Genomic DNA, 12,517 nt, shown 5'->3' with positions numbered 1-12,517 from the left:
GCGCGGAGGCGGTCTTGGGTGCGGTCATCTTGCGAATATCTCCACCGCCGCAGCCTTTTGGCGGGCTACGGGCGGGTCTGGTGTGGCGATCGGAAGCGGCGAGCGCGATCTACCACATCGCCCGCCCCCGGCCAAGCATTTGCGGGTCGGGCCTGATATTTATGCAAGATATGGTGGGACATTGAAGGTTATGGAGGAAGTGCGGCTCACGCGCCCCGTCCGTCCTGCCAGCCCGAAAGGCCCGTTCTGGTCCTAACCGGACGCAGCTCCCCGGCCGGTCATAGTCCGGTATACCCCGCCTTCACCGGATCCACGCTGCCGTCGAGCTGGCGCAAGTATGTCAGGCCGCAGACCGTCAAGCGGTGGGTGTCCCGCTCGCCGGCTTCCATCAGGGTATTCAGGTAGGCCGTCACCTTGGCCCTCGCCTCCTCGCTGGCCGCGGCGGTGCGGTTGGCAAGCAGGTCATAGGTCTTCATGATGCGGTCGATGGCAGCTTCCATGGCACCCTCTGGTTCGTCGATATTTTCGGAGTTTTGATCAGGCAACCGCGCGGGCATCGGACTGCGTCTCGAACCACGTGATCGCCTTGTTGGCGAGCCTAATCTTGTTGAATTCACCGCGCTGGAGCAGCTTGACGATGATCCCGAGCAGGCGTTCGTCAGTCACGAGGGAATCGGGGATCGCGCCGGAGCGGCGAAGGTAATTCGCGGCAATGGCGTAGGCCTCGCTGACGAGTTCTACGTTCATCGCCTGAAGCCCGCGCTCGATCAGCATGACATCCCTCCGGTTGGAAGGAATAACTGCGGGGGTCGGAACAGGTTCCGCCGGCCGTTCAGATTTTTCGCACGTGCGAACGGCTGCGGAGATGGTTGCTCGATGGGTTCACCAGGTCAAGCGGGCGCCGCCCTTGCCGGAATAGGTGCGCGAGACATCGTTGGTATAGGTCGCCTCGCCCAGAGCGAACAGCGTGACCCGCCCCATCTGCCAGTCGACGCCCGCACTGCCGTAGCCGCCCACGACGCTGCTGCGCTCGGGCGTCGTCGCGATGAAATTCTGTCCCAGCAAAACGACGTTGAGCAGCTCGCCCGCGCTGCGTTGCTGCGCGAGGGCACCGGCCGAGACCCGCGCGGTCACCCGGTGTCCGTTGGCCAGCATTCTGCTGTTGGCAAAGGTCAGTTCGGCCCGCTCCTCCCAGGCCTGGAAGTCGCGGCCGGCGACGCTGACATTGGCAACGCCCGCGCCGGTCTCCGTATACCCGCCGAAATGCGCGGCCACGTAGCGCACCTTCACCGCCGGCGTGATCGTGAAGCCGCGCCCGTCGACATCGAGGCGGCGTCCGAACATCAGCGCCGGATTGACGAACCAGCCGCCATAGGACGCCGTGGCCGTCGCAACGGCGAGGCCACCTCCGATATTGCGCAAGCTGGAATTGTCGAGGCTTCCGCCGATCACGGAAAGATCGAGGAAGGTGCTGCCCCAGGTCTTTCGGCCATAGGCGCCGCCGAACACGGTGTCGGTGCCGGTCGAGCCGGCGTTGAAATACAGATTGGTCTTGTTGGTGCTGCCGCCCGCCAGCACGCCTAGCCTGAGGTCGGGACTGACCAGCCGCTCGTAGCCGACCGCGGCGCCATAGCCTGTCGTGGTCCCCCCGATCAATGCACCGTTGTTGTCCTGCAGGCGCTGGCCGCCAAAGGCCTTGGCCCAGACCGCATTGCTCTCGCCGTAGGTGGCGCTCGCCGCCTTGAACGCAGGCGCCGGGGCATATCCCAGGGCTCCCGAGGGAAAACTGGCGAACGCGTCGAACGGAGACGCCGCCGGTTCGGTCGCGGCAAACGCATTGGCATTGGCAGCGCCCGCGCCCGGCGAGAACACGGGCGCATCAGGCAGGACCGAGCCGATCCATCCGGTGATGTCCATGATCGCGCGGTTCTGCGCGCCGAAGCTGGAGAGATCGGCGACGATGATCTGGTTGGACGTGACCACGTAAGGATTGCCGGCGGTGGTCACGGTCGAGAGCGTCTTGTCGAAATTGGCCGTGTTCAGGATCCAGCTTCCGGGACCGAAGCTGACGGCGTCCGCGCCCCCGGTGAAATCGACCACCCCGCCGAAGCGTGCACCGGGAAGCACGGTCAGGCTGTCGGATTGCGCGGGCGTCGTCGCGCCGAACTGGATCGCCGTACCGCCCTCGCCGATGATCGTGCCGGAATTGACCAGGGTCCCCGTGGTCCCAGACAATATGCCGATGCCGGAAGGCCCTTTGCCCGTGATCGTCCCGAAGTTGACCGCGTTGACGCTGCCGTTGAAGGTGCGAATGCCCGCGCCGCTCCCTGTGATCGCGCCGGAATTCGTGACGATCGCATCGAACGAGGCGGAAACGCCTGCCGAATGCTCGCCGATGATCGTGCCAGAATTGGTGACGGTGGCGTACTGGGACCCAATGCCCTCCCAATAGCCGCGCATCAATCCGGAATTGGTAACTGTGACGTTCACGGCGCTGACCACCGCGCCATCAGCGGCGATGATGGTGCCGGAATTCGTCACCTTCGCAACCGTGCCGGAAATGGCCGGGCCGAATCCATTGTTGAGGATGGACCCTGAATTGGTCACGTCGATCGTGCCGCTGGAAGAAGGCCCCACCGACGTCGACGTGATGATCCCCGAATTGATCAGCGTCAGGCTCGTTTGCGCATAAATGACGCTGCCGAAGGTATCGGTCATCGCGATGGTGCCTGAATTGACCACCGTCGCGCTGCCGTTCGCCGCATAGATGGCGTCGTTCGCTGAACTGATCGAGCCCGAGTTGATGACGCTGATGTCGGCCAGGGCGTAGATGCCGTGCAAATTTCCGATGATGCTGCCCGAATTGTTGACCGTACTCGTGCCCGTGGCAAAGACGCCGTCAAAGCCCGCGCCCGTGATCGTCCCGGAATTCACGACGGTGACGTTGTGGCCCCTGACGCCATCGCTAAAGGTGCCGGTGATGGTCCCAAAATTCGTAACGGACCCGTCAAGGCCCGTGTCGACTCCGACGAAGCCGCTGATCGTGCCGAAATTGGTCACGGTCGCGCTGGTCGCACCGAAGACACCGCGGTCGTTGATCCCCGTGATCGTGCCCGAGTTCACGACCGTCCCGGTGTTGAACCTGATGCCGTAGCTCGTCCCGGTCACTGACGCCCCCTGGACGACGGTGACCGCGAGATTGTCGATCCCGGCCGAGCCGTAACCGTTCGTGCCATTCTGATCCGTGGTGCCCCCGGTGCAGGTCGCGGAGACATTGTTGGCGGCAGCGGGCGTGCAAGCCGCCTGAGCTGGCGCCGAGAGCAGTGGCATGGCGGCAAAAGCCGCAACAGCCATGACGAACAAGCGGACCGGAGACGGCCTGAACGAGCGCAACGAGAGAGCGGACACCGCGCGCGACAAATCGGACGTGGACATTGCAAAGGCCTGGAGAGTCAAATCACTTGCGAGCAATAAGTTGTCAGCACGCCAACGTACAACGGATTCGGCTCCTGCGAAGCGCGCCAGATCGATTTTGAATTCAGCGGTCAACTCTCTTGGTCCGGGAAGTCAAAATTGCCTTCGGCTCGCGCGAGGCGCCGTTTTATAAGCAACGCGAAGAGCGTTTGGGACTTCGCAGGGAGACCATGTCCACCCCCATTCCGGTGCTGCATTTCGACACCAGCAATTTCCCCGAGACCGACAGATTCGACATTTGGCGCTCGGGCATCGCCACGCATGAGGTGACCCGCCTCGACGCCGGCGCGCCGTTCGAAGCCGTCGTGGACGCCTGGACTCTCGGCGACATGGTCGTGACCCATTCCCGGATCGGTCCGGTCAGGATGGCGCGGACCGCCGAGATGGCCAAGGCCGACGGCCTCGACATGATCCAGGTGGTTTTCCTCAAGGGCGGCACGGTGACCTTCGTCACCGACGACGAGCCCTCCCCGCGTACGATGCGGCAAGGCGAGCTGGCCGCATTCGATACGCGACGCGCGCTGGTGACCGATGGGACGGCGCTGGATTGCATCACCTGCACCATAGCGCGACGCGCCTTCGAGCGAACGGGTTATGATCCCTCCACCCACGGCGTGATCATCGACGGTGCATGGGGCCGCCTCGTCGCCGACTTCCTGTTGTCCTTCGTGCAACAACTCGAGGAGATGACCGTCCAGGATGCGGCCAGCCTGTCGGCGGCCTTCGTCGGGCTTTTGGCGACGGTGCTGAGCGCGCGGCCGGCAGGCGGCGAAGCCGCGCCCCGCAGGTCAGTGACCACGCTCCGCGAGCGCGCGGAAGCCTATATCGACCAGAACCTTTCATCCGACCGGCTCGACATCGCCGCCATGAGCCGGGCTCTCGCAACGTCGAAATCCAATCTCTATCGCGCCTTCGCCAATGCAGGCGGCGTCACGGCCTATATCCGGAAGCGACGGTTGGAGACGATTCACGCCCGCCTCAACGCCGGCGAAGCCCTCGCAATCGGCGATGTCGCCCGCGAATACGGTTTTCCAAGCGCGGCGCATTTCAGCCGGGCCTTTCGCAAGCAATTCGGGTTCAGCCCGCGGCGTGCGCGCCTTGGCGGCCCGTCATACCCGGTCGTCGCGGCCGACGATGAAGTCGCCCTGTTTCGCCACTGGGAGGAGCGCTTGCGCTGAAAGCCGAGCCGGCGGAGGACAACGACCGCGCTGCGCGGCGCAGGGCTTCCTGCCTTCTGCAAACGCGCGAACGGCGCACCGGTCCGGACAGATCCGGGCCGGCGCGCTGGGGGAAGTCAGGCACGTTCGGGAGGGCTGCCGGTCTTGTTGCGGGCCGGCTTGGCCTCGATCCCTTCGAAAACTCAGAGGCGATAGAGGATCTGGTCAGTCCAGAACCGCTCCAGGCGGTGCAGCGACTTGTTCAGGGTCGCGAACTCGTCGCCGGAGATGCCGCCGACCTGCTCCACCGTCTTGACGTGCTTCTGGTAAAGCGAATCGACGATGCGGCGGACTTCCTGGCCCTGCGGGGTCAGGCGGATGCGCACTGAGCGGCGATCGACGCGCGAGCGCTGATGGTCGAGGAAGCCGAGCTCGACGAGCTTCTTCAGATTGTAGGAGACGTTGGAGCCGAGATAGTAACCGCGCGTGCGCAGCTCGCCCGCGGTCAGCTCCTTGTCGCCGATGTTGTAGAGCAGGAGCGCCTGGACCGAGTTGATGTCCGCACGGCCGCGGCGATCGAATTCATCCTTGATCACGTCGAGGAGCCGGCGATGCAGCCGCTCCACCAGAGTCAAAGCTTCCAGATAGAGCGACTGCACCGAACCCTGCTGGCCGGAGACGCGCTCTGCCGTATCTGCCGCAGTTGCGACGGCTTTCATCATGACACTTCCCCTGTTGTCGTTTTTATCGACACTTATTCGACGAAACTTGTGTCCCGTCTGATAGGTGCAACTTAAGGGGCGCGTTTGAAGATCGGCTTAAATAAGAGAATAAAGAGATCATGAATTTAAGACAGTGAATTGCGGATTAAGCCTGTCCCACAAGCACTTTTCGCAACCGTCTGTTGACCCTCGCAAGGTCCTGTTCACCCTCCGTCCGCCCCGCTTGTCGCATTCCAGAACAGCCCCGCCCCGTTTCGAAACGAGCGCGTAACGGCTGTGGCGGAACCGGCTGGTCAACGAAAACTTACTGCAAATTTTAGGCAACCAACGGTCAACCAAAAGTAACACTCTCATGTCCCGGACAAGCGCCGCGAAGCGGAGCGCAGAGCCGGGATCCAGATGTCGCTGGTGAGGTCGCGGAGAAATGGGCCCCGGCTCAGCATCGCATCACTTCGTGCTGCACTGCGTCCGGGGCACGCGTGCTCGCGCGTCGGGAAACGCCGCTATGGCGGCCGTTCCCGTGCGGCCATCCAGGCGAGCGCGAGATAGGCGGCGAGCATGAAGGCTTCGACGCCGACCACGACCAGGCTGCCGCCATAGATGCCGGGGAACATCAGCTCGATCACCGCCATCGACACAACGGTCGTCAGCCACACCACCGCGCCCCAGGGCGTCGCGAGCCAGAGGCCGACGGCGGCGACGAGCTCGATCACGGCGAAGTAGACGGTCGCGGCCTGCCAGGCCATCGACTGGTTCTCGAAGGCCTCGTCCTCGCCGCCGACGAAGCCGGTAACCTGCGCCCAGTGATAGAGCCCCTTCAGGATCGAGAGCAGCGCCATCACCCGCAGGAACAGCACCAGCCGGCGCGTCCAGACATTGTCGTCGGACTCGGCCCGCTCCGACGAGATCGCCGCCACCGACATTGCGTTGTCTCTGGCGTTGTCTCGAATGGCGTCCCTGCCATTGGCGCCGTCGCGGGCCGCATCGCGGGTGGAGATCTCGGACATGCCCCCTTCTGGCTGCTTCGCCCCGCAAAATCAATCGGCCTGCCATCCCTTGCGGCAGGTCAAGCCGCGATGACGGGAACCATGAGAGCTGGTATAAGAATAATTCCAGCCGGAGGAAGAATGATGGCGATCAAATACGGACGTCCGATCGAATTGCGCGAGGTATCGCGCCGGGATAGCGCGGCAGTGCCCCATGCGCTCGATTTGACCGTCCGCCCGCGCCGCAACCGCAAGGCCGAGTGGGCCCGGCGCATGGTGCGCGAGAACGTCCTCACCACGGACGATCTGATCTGGCCGCTGTTCCTGATCGACGGCACCAACAGGCGCGAGCAGGTCGCCTCGATGCCGGGCGTCGACCGCCTCAGCGTCGACCAGGCCGTACGCGAGGCCGAGCGGGCGATGAAGCTCACCATTCCCTGCCTCGCGCTGTTTCCCTACACCGAACCCTCCCTGCGCGACGAGGAAGGCTCGGAAGCGACCAATCCGGACAACCTGGTCTGCCAGGCCGTGCGCGCCATCAAGAAGGAGTTTCCGGAGATCGGCATCCTCTGCGACGTCGCGCTCGATCCCTTCACCAGCCACGGCCATGACGGCCTGATCTCCGACGGCAAGATCCTGAACGACGAGACGGTCGCCGTGCTGGTGCGCCAGGCGCTGGTGCAAGCCGAAGCCGGTTGCGACATCATCGCGCCCTCCGACATGATGGACGGCCGCGTTGCCGCGATCCGCGAGGGGCTGGACGGCTCAGGTCTGCTCGACGTGCAGATCATGGCCTATGCCGCGAAATACGCCTCCGCCTTCTACGGGCCGTTCCGCGACGCCATCGGCTCGGCCAAGACGCTGACCGGCGACAAGCGCACCTACCAGATGGACAGCGCCAACTCCGACGAGGCGCTGCGCGAGGTCGAACTCGACATCGTCGAAGGCGCCGACATGGTGATGGTGAAGCCCGGCATGCCCTATCTCGACGTGGTGCGCCGCGTGAAGGACACCTTTGCGATGCCGACCTTCGCCTACCAAGTTTCCGGCGAGTACGCGATGATCGCCGCCGCCGCAAACAACGGTTGGCTCGACGGCGAACGCGCCATGATGGAGAGCCTGCTCGCCTTCAAGCGCGCCGGCGCGGACGGCGTGCTCAGCTATTTTGCCCCGAAGGCGGCGGAGAAGCTGCGGGCACAGGGTTAATCTCGCGCCACATCCACGACGTCGTCCCGGCGAATGCCGGGACAGCTTGAGAATTTGCGGCAATGGCCGCCTCTCATCGCCGTTTCCGACCGCCCCCGAATCGCCGGAATATTTCGGCTTGTTGATGCCCGTGCGCCCTTGGCACGGGCCTGGTCTGTTCCCATGTCGTGCCACGAGGGTTTTTCCTCCTGGGAGGACGGACGATGTCGTATGACTCGGGTAGCTCAGACGCCTGGCGCAATGACGGCGGGGTGCAGCCGCACGCCTACGACCCCTATCTGCATCCGGAACTGTTCCGCGGCGTGGCGACGCGGCGCGTGTTCGCCTTCCTGATCGACATGGTCGTGATCTCCGTTCCCGTCGTCCTCGGCTACGTCTTCATCGCGCTGTTCGGAGTGGTCACACTGGGCCTCGGCTGGGCGCTGTTCTGGCTGGCCTGGCCGGCCTCCGTGATCTGGGCCATCGTCTATTACGGCGCCTGCATCGGCGGTCCCTCCTCCGCGACGATCGGCATGCGCCTGATGGATCTGGAGCTGCGCACCTGGTACGGCGCGCCCGGCTATTTCGTCCTGGGCGCCACCCATGCCGTGCTGTTCTGGGTCACGGTCTCGTTCCTGTCGCCGTTCGTCGTGCTGGTCGGCCTGTTCAACGGCCGCCGTCGCCTGCTGCACGATTTCGTGCTGGGAACGGTCGTGATCAACAATTCCGTCCGCGCAACTGTGCCCCAGGGCGCCAGAAGCTGGTGATCAAGGACCTGTCAACCAGGACCGACTAAGCTGTCTGATCTGACCTGCCGAGTAGACCGATTGACCAAGGGCTTCCGTAGCGCGATGCTGATTTCCACTTCGGAGGCCCACGACGTCCCTTGACCCAGCACTCGCGCGACACACCACAGTTTTATCTTACGGCGCCCTCCCCCTGCCCGTATTTGCCGGGCCGGCATGAGCGCAAGGTGTTTACGCACCTCGTTGGTGACCGGGCCGGCGACCTCAACGACCTCCTGACCCATGGCGGCTTCCGCCGCAGCCAGTCGATCGCCTATCGCCCTGCCTGCGACCAGTGCCGCGCCTGCGTCTCGGTCCGGGTGGTCGCGAACGAGTTCCGGGCCTCCCGCAACTTCCGGAAGGTCATGGCGCGGAACGCCGACATCATCGGCGAGCAGCGCAGCCCCGTGCCCACCTCCGAGCAATATTCGGTGTTCCGCGCCTATCTGGACGCGCGTCACCGTCACGGCGGCATGGCCGACATGACCGTGCTCGACTACGCCATGATGGTGGAGGACAGCCACGTCGAGACCCGCATCATCGAGTACCGCAAGCGCGGCCCCGACAGCGGCCTCACCGGCCGCGGCGATGAGCTGATCGCGGTGGCGCTGACCGACGTGCTCAGCGACGGCCTGTCGATGGTCTATTCCTTCTTCGAGCCCAGCCAGGTCAGCCGCTCGATGGGCACCTTCATGATCCTCGACCACATCGCCCGCGCGCGCCGGCAAGGCCTGCCTTACGTCTATCTCGGCTACTGGATCGAAGGCTCCAAGAAGATGGACTACAAGGCCCGCTTCCTGCCGCAGCAGCGCCTCGCGCCGTCAGGCTGGCTGCGCGTCGACGCCCAGGGCGATGCTGCGTCCGAGCCGCAGGATTAAGGCTTTCAAGTACGCTTCCGCCACTAGGGCGCGGCCGTCGCAGAAGTGGCAAACCGGAACGCGACCTCGGCAACGGTCTTACGCTCGAGGATGAATTTGAGCGCGGAGAGTCCAGGAAGAAAGAAATAGCCCCCTCCCCGTGTACATGTGAACGTCGCTACTGACACTTCCTCGCCGCTCACCAGGCCGGGTATCGAGAAGGACTTGGCGCCGTCCGCGCCCACCAGCGGATCGTCGGCGTGGAGATTCGCGAAGCACGGGTTTCGGACCCAGCGCTGGTGAATGAACTCGAACTGTCGCTCGAGATCCGCATTGCAGGCAATGAAGAAGATGCCTTTGCGCGTATCGCTTCCCTCTTTCTGCCAATAGGGCCGTCCGCGGCGCAGCAGCCTGTGCAGCTTGGTCGATTTGATGCTGGATTGCACGTCCGTGCCCAACGTGTCCCGGGGATTCACTCTGCGAACATGCGCACCCCTCGGACAACCAAAGCCGTTCGCGTCGTCGACACGAAATCGAAAGGCGTCGGCCTTTGAGTCCGAAACGGGAGTGCCGGGGTCGCCCTTCCACGACAACGGCAGGCCATTCTTCCGACGCCCCATCAACTTCTCGCAAACCTCCGCGCCGTTGGCTTGCTCGAACCGGTTGAAGGCGTCGACATCCTGCTCGATCTGGCGAACCGCCAGATAGCTTCCGTTCAGCGCAAAGCGCCCACCGGTATAGGTGGCATCACCCGGCCAGTCCTTGGCATTCGGACAATAGGTGAGCTCGTCATACTCGTTGCGGTAGCCCAGAATGAATTCGCCGGGAGCGACGAGGCGATCGTCATAGAAGGGAGCTGCATCCTGCTTGACCTTTGCGAACTCGCCACTCTCTCCCGCGTCTCTAAGCCCCTGGATCACCGGCTGTGCGAGGCCATCCCGAAACCCGAACACCTCGTACAATTTCTCGCGGTCGTCGCCCTTCTTTTGTTGGAACGCGTAAGGATCGTTGTCGATCTTGATGATGCCGAACACGTCCCGATCGGGATTGAGCTCTTCCTGTTCGGCCAGCCCGTTCGCCACGCGGTCTCGCAACCTCCACTCGGCAACCAGAACATGCACTGCGCTGCAGCCGGCACCACCGGTGTCGGACCAGCGCCATTGCCGGGGACTGTCCCTCAACAGCAGTGCGCGCAGATCGCTCCCCATGCCGCTGCGGAACGGGGTCGGGAACGGGTGCGCGTCGGTTTCTTCGCATCCGAGCCTTTTCAATCCCAAATGGGTGAACGCGATTGCGACCGCATCGTCGATACGGTGCGTTCTCGACTTCCTCACATCCGCGGCACTGACGACCAGTCTCTTGTCGAGGAGCTTGGAGAGCCACGCACGAGCATCGTTCTCGCGGCCGTCCTTGATCGTCAGCAGCCAGAAGCGGCTGGTCTTCAACCAGCCATAGCCGCTCCCGAGCATTCCCTGAATGTCTCCGAGTTGATCCGAAAGACGCGGCGCTTTCATGTTTCGATCGCCCTCATGATGAAATCGTCGTTTCGATCATTGCGCTCCCCGAACAGGGCATCGCGCAGGCCGGTGGCAAGGTTGATTTCGTCAACCGACTTCTTGGAAGCGTCGAACCGATACAAATGCGGCAGCATGCTGTCGCGCGCATACGACTTGAACTTCAGTTCGCACTTCACGCCGCGGAAGATGACAAATCTCGTCGGCGGAAAGCTGCGCGGCGCCTCGACCGCCGGCTGGTCGAATCCCGCCGATGGCCGCCGCTTCAGCGTAGTCCACCGCCAGGCCAACGTCGTTCCGATCGTAGCGCCGTTGATGAAATCGTCGAGATAACCGCCAAAGCTGCCGTCATAGTTCGAGCAGAACAGATAGCGACGACCGCCCTCGATGATGTGCCAATGACCGAAATGGATGCCCGGCGCATCGCCCAGCCGGCCTTCGGTGAAGAAAACCCGACCGGCAAGTGTCACGATGCGCAGAGACGTTCGAATCCACCAGCTACTCCAGCCGTTCGGACTGCGGATATCCGTCAGACTGATCATATGCGCGGTTTCGCGGACCAGCAGCGCCTCACAACGGTCTATCGACGGATGAACTTGCTGGGACCGAGACACATCGTCTTCATACTGATCGAAGAACTTGTCAAATATCCATTTGAACCGACGGTTGATCCGGGTGAAGAGCGCGTCAAGGCAAGTTAGCACGACGACAGCCAGAACGATCAGCGCGGCGATCGCGAGGATGATGGAGACGACGAGCTTCCAACCATGGAGCTGCGGCAACCATTCGTGGATCTTCCCGGCGAGATAATCGGGGCAGAAGACGAAGACGGCGGCACCGGCGAGGACAGCCAAAACGAACGGCACGCCGAGGATCAGGCCGGCCGCGGAGGTGGACCACGACGACCATGTCTCCGTCGGCCGTTCGAGCTCGCGACGGACATTCTCCAGCCAACGTCTCCAGGATCCCGACAGCGCCGGCAGCGCGATCAGGAACAGCCATCCCAACAATGCGAGCCCGATCACGGACAGGGCCCCCCTGATGCTCACGCCTAGCACCCAGTCGCTCGCATTGCCGACGGCATCCACAGCCGCCTGCCAGCCAGAGGCTGGCGGGCCGAACAGCCAGGCGTAAACGCCGGTCGCGCCTCGCGGCAGCGCGAGCGCCAGCCAGACCGCGACCAGCCAAAGGCCGAAGATGCCAACCACGTAGCCGAGCTTGGCGGCGATCCCCGCCCCCTTTCCGCGCCAATAGGACCGCGGCGCAGCCTGCATCGCCCAATCGAAGTCCGGATTCTGGAACGCCCGTTGCGCCAGGGCCAGCGCGAATGATGCGCGGTCCTCGCCATAGCTTCCCCTCAGCCCACCTGCCTCGGCGCGCGTCCATTCGAGCAGTTGCTGCTCCTTCTCGATCTGCCGGCCCGTTCGGTCCCGTGCGCCGACGAAACCGCCATCGGCAATGCTGAGCCATTCCGTCAACCTGTCGAGCAATTGGGCGTTGCGCTCGCTCGCGAGCCCAGGCCCCGTGCCGGGCCAGTAAGAACTGTAAAGCGACCACATCGTGCCGCTTGGATGATGAACGAGACGGTACAGCATGTCGTAGGGATCGATGCCCTCCTCGATGGCGAGTTCGAGCATCAAAGACGGCAGTTGGTCCTGCGCATCCGAGCTCGGCGGCAGCATCGCGATGGAAGCGAACCGAACCACCTTGACGTCCATGAACAGTGCCTGCAGCGCCGGGTGCATGCTCCCCGACTCCGAAAAATCCAAACCTCCGCGCCAGCCAGGCGCAATAATGCAGATCATCTGCTGCCGGACGATCCTGAGCATGGCCGTCT

The 12,517-nt window shown here is 63.6% G+C and carries 11 protein-coding genes; 4 read left to right on the top strand and 7 right to left on the bottom strand.

Going from position 1 to position 12,517, the window contains the following annotated elements:
* Positions 1 to 278 precede the first annotated feature (278 nt).
* The 3 genes from AX729_RS16245 to AX729_RS16235 all read right to left on the bottom strand — a co-directional run bounded on the left by AX729_RS16245 (position 279) and on the right by AX729_RS16235 (position 3,435).
* Complete coding sequence (locus AX729_RS16245) at positions 279 to 500, bottom strand: hypothetical protein (protein WP_061024746.1); 222 nt, start codon at positions 498 to 500, stop codon at positions 279 to 281.
* 37 nt (positions 501 to 537) lie between these two features.
* The gene (locus AX729_RS16240; RefSeq protein WP_061024744.1) at positions 538 to 774 is read right to left on the bottom strand and encodes a hypothetical protein; all 237 of its coding nucleotides are present in this window, start codon (positions 772 to 774) and stop codon (positions 538 to 540) included.
* Between the two features lie 108 nt (positions 775 to 882).
* A complete protein-coding gene (locus AX729_RS16235) occupies positions 883 to 3,435 on the bottom strand; it encodes an autotransporter outer membrane beta-barrel domain-containing protein (RefSeq protein ID WP_061024742.1) in 2,553 nt (850 codons plus the stop codon).
* A 209-nt stretch (positions 3,436 to 3,644) separates the two neighbouring features.
* Here AX729_RS16235 and AX729_RS16230 point away from each other — a divergent pair, with 209 nt between their 5' ends.
* Positions 3,645 to 4,652 (top strand): AraC family transcriptional regulator, encoded by a 1,008-nt coding sequence (locus AX729_RS16230; protein ID WP_156457002.1) that lies wholly within the window; start codon positions 3,645 to 3,647, stop codon positions 4,650 to 4,652.
* A gap of 182 nt (positions 4,653 to 4,834) precedes the next feature.
* On the opposite strand, the gene ldtR is transcribed toward AX729_RS16230, so the two are convergent.
* Together ldtR and AX729_RS16220 are read right to left on the bottom strand one after the other, a co-directional pair.
* The gene (ldtR, locus tag AX729_RS16225; protein ID WP_061024738.1) at positions 4,835 to 5,353 is read right to left on the bottom strand and encodes a transcriptional regulator LdtR; all 519 of its coding nucleotides are present in this window, start codon (positions 5,351 to 5,353) and stop codon (positions 4,835 to 4,837) included.
* A 503-nt stretch (positions 5,354 to 5,856) separates the two neighbouring features.
* The gene (locus tag AX729_RS16220; RefSeq protein WP_061024736.1) at positions 5,857 to 6,360 is read right to left on the bottom strand and encodes a DUF6163 family protein; all 504 of its coding nucleotides are present in this window, start codon (positions 6,358 to 6,360) and stop codon (positions 5,857 to 5,859) included.
* 123 nt (positions 6,361 to 6,483) lie between these two features.
* Here AX729_RS16220 and hemB point away from each other — a divergent pair, with 123 nt between their 5' ends.
* The 3 genes from hemB to AX729_RS16205 all read left to right on the top strand — a co-directional run bounded on the left by hemB (position 6,484) and on the right by AX729_RS16205 (position 9,187).
* Positions 6,484 to 7,545, top strand: coding sequence for a porphobilinogen synthase (gene hemB / locus AX729_RS16215; protein WP_061024748.1), 1,062 nt, complete (start codon positions 6,484 to 6,486; stop codon positions 7,543 to 7,545).
* A gap of 203 nt (positions 7,546 to 7,748) precedes the next feature.
* Complete coding sequence (locus AX729_RS16210; RefSeq protein WP_061024734.1) at positions 7,749 to 8,291, top strand: RDD family protein; 543 nt, start codon at positions 7,749 to 7,751, stop codon at positions 8,289 to 8,291.
* A gap of 119 nt (positions 8,292 to 8,410) precedes the next feature.
* Entirely contained in the window at positions 8,411 to 9,187 is a 777-nt protein-coding gene (locus tag AX729_RS16205) for an arginyltransferase (RefSeq protein ID WP_061024732.1), read from the top strand.
* A 23-nt stretch (positions 9,188 to 9,210) separates the two neighbouring features.
* Here AX729_RS16205 and AX729_RS16200 read toward each other — a convergent pair whose 3' ends face one another.
* Positions 9,211 to 10,680 carry a Dyp-type peroxidase gene (locus AX729_RS16200; protein ID WP_061024730.1) on the bottom strand — a complete coding sequence of 490 codons (1,470 nt, stop codon included), beginning with the start codon at positions 10,678 to 10,680 and terminating at the stop codon, positions 9,211 to 9,213.
* Positions 10,677 to 12,425: a hypothetical protein gene (locus AX729_RS16195; protein WP_245325227.1), complete on the bottom strand. Its 1,749-nt coding sequence runs from the start codon at positions 12,423 to 12,425 to the stop codon at positions 10,677 to 10,679. The genes AX729_RS16200 and AX729_RS16195 overlap by 4 nt, the downstream gene beginning before the upstream one ends.
* Positions 12,426 to 12,517: the final 92 nt, after the last annotated feature.

It is taken from the genome of Bradyrhizobium sp. CCH5-F6 (assembly GCF_001556045.1).
In the GTDB taxonomy this organism is placed as follows: Bacteria; Pseudomonadota; Alphaproteobacteria; order Rhizobiales; family Xanthobacteraceae; genus Bradyrhizobium.
The sequence above is the reverse complement of the archived record's forward strand: the minus strand, read 5'-3'. Positions and strand labels throughout refer to the sequence as shown.

What these genes read in the sequence shown, in the direction of transcription:
- AX729_RS16245 (WP_061024746.1), bottom strand. Translation starts at nt 500, where the DNA reads ATGGAAGCTGCCATCGACCGCATCATGAAGACCTATGACCTGCTTGCC.
- AX729_RS16195 (WP_245325227.1), bottom strand. Translation starts at nt 12,425, where the DNA reads ATGCACCCGGCGCTGCAGGCACTGTTCATGGACGTCAAGGTGGTTCGG.
- AX729_RS16220 (WP_061024736.1), bottom strand. Translation starts at nt 6,360, where the DNA reads ATGTCCGAGATCTCCACCCGCGATGCGGCCCGCGACGGCGCCAATGGC.
- hemB (WP_061024748.1), top strand. Translation starts at nt 6,484, where the DNA reads ATGGCGATCAAATACGGACGTCCGATCGAATTGCGCGAGGTATCGCGC.
- ldtR (WP_061024738.1), bottom strand. Translation starts at nt 5,353, where the DNA reads ATGATGAAAGCCGTCGCAACTGCGGCAGATACGGCAGAGCGCGTCTCC.
- AX729_RS16240 (WP_061024744.1), bottom strand. Translation starts at nt 774, where the DNA reads ATGCTGATCGAGCGCGGGCTTCAGGCGATGAACGTAGAACTCGTCAGC.
- AX729_RS16230 (WP_156457002.1), top strand. Translation starts at nt 3,645, where the DNA reads ATGTCCACCCCCATTCCGGTGCTGCATTTCGACACCAGCAATTTCCCC.
- AX729_RS16210 (WP_061024734.1), top strand. Translation starts at nt 7,749, where the DNA reads ATGTCGTATGACTCGGGTAGCTCAGACGCCTGGCGCAATGACGGCGGG.
- AX729_RS16235 (WP_061024742.1), bottom strand. Translation starts at nt 3,435, where the DNA reads ATGTCCACGTCCGATTTGTCGCGCGCGGTGTCCGCTCTCTCGTTGCGC.
- AX729_RS16200 (WP_061024730.1), bottom strand. Translation starts at nt 10,680, where the DNA reads ATGAAAGCGCCGCGTCTTTCGGATCAACTCGGAGACATTCAGGGAATG.